Consider the following 2,568-nt stretch of genomic DNA (forward strand, 5'->3'; position numbering starts at 1 on the left):
GATTGAGTCTATCGACGAGCACCGCATTATCGGTTTACAGTGGCATCCAGAGTTTCTGGTTAATGAAGAAGATGGCAATTTAGAATTATTTGAGTATTTATTGAATGAACTGTAACGACTGGAACATCTAGTCGTTCTTTCTTTTATTTTTTCAAAATTTTTGGAATGTGGGATTTTACGCAAACGTTTGAATTCTGATAAAAATTGGAGAAATTCGATAAAAAACTTGAAAAAAACGAAGGTAAGCGTTATGATAGAAAAGAAGAAATATTGGAGGAATAACATGTCACATATTAAATTTGATTATTCAAAAGTCTTAGACAAATTTGTTGCACCACATGAAGTGGAATACATGCAATCACAAGTAACAGCAGCAGATGAATTGATCCGTAAAGGAACTGGTGCTGGTAGCGACTTCTTGGGATGGTTGGATCTTCCTGAAAACTACGACCGTGAAGAATTTGACCGTATCTTGAAAGCTGCTGAGCAAATCAAATCAGACAGCGATGTCTTGGTTGTAATCGGTATCGGTGGATCTTACCTTGGTGCCAAAGCAGCAATCGACTTCTTGAACCACCATTTTGCTAACTTGCAAACAAAAGAAGAACGTAAAGCTCCACAAATCCTTTACGCTGGAAACTCAATCTCATCTACTTACCTTGCTGACTTGGTAGAGTATGTTGCAGACAAAGACTTCTCAGTAAACGTGATTTCTAAATCAGGTACAACAACTGAACCAGCTATCGCTTTCCGTGTTTTCAAAGAACTCTTGGTTAAGAAATACGGTCAAGAAGAAGCCAACAAACGTATCTATGCAACAACTGACCGCCAAAAAGGTGCTGTTAAGGTTGAAGCAGATGCTAACGGCTGGGAAACATTTGTTGTTCCAGATGACATCGGTGGACGCTTCTCAGTATTGACAGCAGTTGGTTTGCTTCCAATCGCTGCATCAGGAGCTGACATCAAAGCCCTTATGGAAGGTGCGAATGCAGCTCGCAAAGACTACACTTCAGACAAAATCTCTGAAAACGAAGCTTACCAATACGCAGCAGTTCGTAACATCCTTTACCGTAAAGGCTATGCAACTGAGATCTTGGTAAACTACGAGCCATCACTTCAATACTTCTCAGAATGGTGGAAACAATTGGCTGGTGAATCAGAAGGAAAAGACCAAAAAGGTATCTACCCAACTTCAGCCAACTTCTCAACTGACTTGCACTCACTTGGTCAATTTATCCAAGAAGGAACTCGTATCATGTTTGAAACAGTTGTCCGTGTTGACAAACCTCGTAAAAACGTGATTATCCCTAGCTTGGAAGAAGACCTTGACGGACTTGGTTACCTTCAAGGAAAAGACGTTGACTTTGTAAACAAAAAAGCGACTGATGGTGTTCTTCTTGCCCACACAGATGGTGATGTACCAAACATGTATGTGACTCTTCCAGAGCAAGACGCTTTCACTCTTGGTTACACTATCTACTTCTTCGAATTGGCTATCGCTCTTTCAGGTTACTTGAATGCTATCAACCCATTTGACCAACCAGGTGTTGAAGCTTACAAACGTAACATGTTTGCCCTTCTTGGAAAACCAGGATTTGAAGAATTGAGCAAAGAACTTAACGCACGTCTATAATAGAAGAAAAGAGTGGCTTGCCCACTCTTTTTACTCTCTTTATCCATAGAAATTGGACTCAGCCAAGACTTGTGATATAATATAGAGAGCAAAAAGGCAGACGCCTAGAGACTTTATAGGAGAAACTATGTCAAAAGATATCCGCGTACGTTACGCACCAAGTCCAACAGGACTACTACACATCGGAAATGCTCGTACAGCATTGTTCAACTATCTTTACGCCCGTCATCATGGTGGAACTTTTATTATCCGTATCGAAGATACTGACCGTAAACGTCATGTCGAAGATGGTGAACGTTCACAGCTTGAAAACCTTCGTTGGTTGGGCATGGATTGGGATGAAAGTCCAGAAACACATGAAAACTACCGTCAGTCTGAGCGTTTGGACTTGTATCAAAAATACATTGACCAACTATTAGCTGAAGGAAAAGCTTACAAATCTTATGTTACAGAAGAAGAATTAGCGGCTGAACGCGAACGCCAAGAAGCAGCTGGTGAAACACCTCGCTACGTAAATGAATACCTTGGCATGAGTGAAGAGGAAAAAGCGACTTACATCTCAGAACGTGAAGCAGCAGGAATCATCCCAACGGTTCGTTTGGCTGTCAATGAGTCAGGTATCTACAAGTGGCATGATATGGTTAAAGGCGATATTGAATTTGAAGGTGGCAATATTGGTGGTGACTGGGTTATCCAAAAGAAAGACGGTTACCCAACTTACAACTTTGCCGTTGTCATCGATGACCATGATATGCAAATCTCCCATGTTATCCGTGGAGACGACCACATTGCCAACACACCAAAACAGCTCATGGTTTATGAAGCCCTTGGTTGGGAAGCTCCAGAGTTCGGTCACATGACCTTGATTATCAATTCTGAAACTGGTAAGAAGTTATCTAAACGTGATACTAATACTCTTCAGTTTATCGAAGACT

The 2,568-nt window shown here is 41.0% G+C and carries 2 protein-coding genes and 1 pseudogene; all 3 read left to right on the top strand.

The window, feature by feature from the left end; translation table 11 throughout:
- Positions 1-115 (top strand): annotated as a pseudogene (locus HT698_RS10020) (gamma-glutamyl-gamma-aminobutyrate hydrolase family protein); the annotation flags it as partial.
- A gap of 168 nt (positions 116-283) precedes the next feature.
- On the top strand, positions 284-1,633 hold the full coding sequence (locus HT698_RS10025) for a glucose-6-phosphate isomerase (RefSeq protein WP_000018268.1): 1,350 nt from the start codon (positions 284-286) through the stop codon (positions 1,631-1,633).
- 127 nt (positions 1,634-1,760) lie between these two features.
- Positions 1,761-2,568 (top strand): glutamate--tRNA ligase (gltX, locus tag HT698_RS10030; protein ID WP_173264412.1); only part of this gene is annotated, 808 nt, incomplete at its 3' end.

The sequence above is a fragment of the Streptococcus sp. 3109 genome, from assembly GCF_013276905.1.
Lineage (GTDB): Bacteria > Bacillota > Bacilli > Lactobacillales > Streptococcaceae > Streptococcus.